Raw genomic sequence first — 2425 nt, forward strand, 5'->3', positions numbered from 1 at the left:
ATATTTGCAAGAGAGCGCGAGCGTTATGTAGACCATTTGATTGAAGCCAAGACGAAACTTGAACCAGAGTCTGGGCCGGTAGTAGGCGAACTCTTGCTCAGTATAAATAACGAAAATATTCCTTACCCATATCGTTACGTCCGGGTCGATGTCATGTGCCGGAGCAAGGACGGATCTCCGCAACCATGCCAGGTAACACTTCCCATAGACCCGGCTTTCGAGGCACGTGGATTTAAGTTTGAAGAAATTACTGTTGAGATATATCCCTTCACCTGGGACTCTATTCAGATAGTAGTCGACCAGCCGATACCCAATATTAGCCAGCTGGAAGAATGGATAGAACGATGGCTAGATGTGGAAGACAAGAATGATCCCGGCCCCTCCAACACGAGCCAAGCAATCCATTCCTTTTCTCAAGTAGAAAATCTAAATGGATGGTGGTTCCTTACGGGCGATTTTGGCTCTGCTCCCACCGATGCATTAATGGAAATCATCGAGTTAATAGCTGGCCAAGGCGTGACTCGAGTAGTGCTAAAGAGTGGCGGCTAGGGGCAGGAGCTCAGATTTCGGCCAAAAACGGACCAAATCAAACTGGGAAGAAGGTGATAAGGAATGCCCAACAGCTTGAGTGCAGCAAGAGAATGGCTTGATCTCGTGAAGAAGCAGCAAATACCCGAGCGAGAGATCGTTTCCGAGCAAATTAACGCCGGGAGCGTCACCGCTCTATGCGTTTGCGGTTGCCATGGCTTTGACTTCCATGTCCCGCGAAATGAGCCAGTACGCCCCCTGGAATCGAAGTCAACGCCGTTCTGCGAATTGGGTTTCGAGTCCAATTTTGAAGGTGAAATTGCGATTCTCTTGTTTGCTGATTCAGATGGTTATTTGTCTCGCTTTGATGTTACGTACGGCCCCGCGAATATTGAAGCGATGCCGGATGGTATTGAGGCGACCAAGTTAAAGCACGTTTTGTTTTCCAAGAATTAATAGATGTCCACTTTCGGCCAAAAGCGGACATTTGATTCGCCAAATCGAGGTCTGAAAATGCCATCCTTACCGACTCGCTCAAGCCAGCTCATTGGAGACGTAATCACGCTTGGCCCTGCTCCTCTATTGAAATCCTTGGGCTTTCGTAAGAAAGGTCATCACTTCTTCCGTGCGTCCAAGGATGCAACTTGCCACGTCAGATTTCAATCAAGCCAGTGGAATTCACCGGACCGAAGTAGCTTTACCCTGAATCTTTGGACATACTTGCCCGCGCTTGCAATTGCGAACGGCGAAGTCATTATTGTCGAGCCTGCAAAACAGATATTCGCACACTGTGGAACTCGGATCGGACACTTGCTTCCGCAGCAAGAGGATTATTGGTGGCAGATTAGCGATCCGTCCGAAGTGCCACAAATAGCTGATGAGGTTCGCTCGGCTGTCGAGAAATATGCTATTCCGTATCTCGAAAAGGCCGTCACTCTTCAAGGCATTTCTGAACTGAGCGGATACTTTCCTGGAGTTGGTTGTTTTCCAACCCGCTCCAAAGCCAATGCCTTGCGTTTGCTTGGTCGAGAACAGGAAGCTGTCGCAGTCGAGCACGCGCTTGAAGTGCAAAAAAAGGCCGGAGCGTCTGGTTTGGGTCGTTAGCGGAAACTACAATAGATCCGCTGTCGGCCAGAAGCGGACCTATTCAACTTGAACATTAAACACGCCCCAAAATGACCCACTCGGACTAATCGAGAGAAATTACTCGCTATGCTGCGCTTACTAAAATCGCCATCTCGACTAATCGCCTGGACTGTTGCCAACGTAACTGGAATGGGGCTTTATTTACTTCTTGCCTCACGGCTCTGGTCTGTCAAGGGAGAAGAAAATACCCCCGGCGGCCCAGGGGATGCCTTTTATTACATCTTTATTCTCCTTCCGATCCTGCTGTTTTTTGCAGCTATCAATGTGGCGGAGCTGTATCGGATCGTCCGTCGCTCCAATGAAAAAAGGATCGCTGTATTTATTTGGACTACGATGCTATGTCTTTGGATTGCGATCTTTCTGGTCGATCACATCCAAGGCGTACGCAATATTTCCGCTGATTTTTCGTGAATAAGAATGGCCGCTATCGGCCAGAAGCTGCCGTTGATCCATTTATTAAAATGTCTGCCCCCAAATCCTGGAGCGTACACAGATACGAATGATAAGTTGTTCTAAGCCATGATTGTGCCAAGGGACTGGTACTCCGTGAGATAGGCAAGCTCATTTTCGGATGCAAAAAAATAATTCAATATGCATACTATTCTTGTTCTTGGTGGCTACGGTTTTTTTGGAAGTCGTATCTGTCATACATTGTCCAAAGAAAATAACATTCATCTTCTTGTTGCAGGCCGCAATGCTGACAAGGCGCAGTTGATGGCGACACGACTTGGCTTAGATGCCTCTCAAGGCC

The 2425-nt window shown here is 48.0% G+C and carries 4 protein-coding genes; all 4 read left to right on the forward strand.

Features of this window, described 5'->3' with window-relative positions:
* Positions 1 to 549 (forward strand): hypothetical protein (locus AKL28_RS24920; RefSeq protein WP_197091093.1); only part of this gene is annotated, 549 nt, incomplete at its 5' end.
* Between the two features lie 63 nt (positions 550 to 612).
* Entirely contained in the window at positions 613 to 984 is a 372-nt protein-coding gene (locus AKL28_RS23320) for a hypothetical protein (RefSeq protein ID WP_050470670.1), read from the forward strand.
* 3 nt (positions 985 to 987) lie between these two features.
* Positions 988 to 1632 carry a DUF4304 domain-containing protein gene (locus AKL28_RS24200; protein ID WP_082221657.1) on the forward strand — a complete coding sequence of 215 codons (645 nt, stop codon included), beginning with the start codon at positions 988 to 990 and terminating at the stop codon, positions 1630 to 1632.
* Positions 1633 to 1740: 108 nt separating this feature from the next.
* Positions 1741 to 2085, forward strand: a complete 345-nt coding sequence (locus AKL28_RS23330; protein WP_156226473.1) for a hypothetical protein — start codon at positions 1741 to 1743, stop codon at positions 2083 to 2085.
* Positions 2086 to 2425: the final 340 nt, after the last annotated feature.

Origin of the sequence: Herbaspirillum chlorophenolicum (assembly GCF_001189955.1) — a bacterium.
Classification (GTDB): Bacteria; Pseudomonadota; Gammaproteobacteria; order Burkholderiales; family Burkholderiaceae_D; genus Herbaspirillum; species Herbaspirillum chlorophenolicum.

Bases quoted from the DNA above. Each gene is read 5' to 3' on its own strand.
- AKL28_RS23320 (WP_050470670.1), top strand. From the start codon at position 613: ATGCCCAACAGCTTGAGTGCAGCAAGAGAATGGCTTGATCTCGTGAAG.
- AKL28_RS24200 (WP_082221657.1), top strand. From the start codon at position 988: ATGTCCACTTTCGGCCAAAAGCGGACATTTGATTCGCCAAATCGAGGT.
- AKL28_RS23330 (WP_156226473.1), top strand. From the start codon at position 1,741: ATGCTGCGCTTACTAAAATCGCCATCTCGACTAATCGCCTGGACTGTT.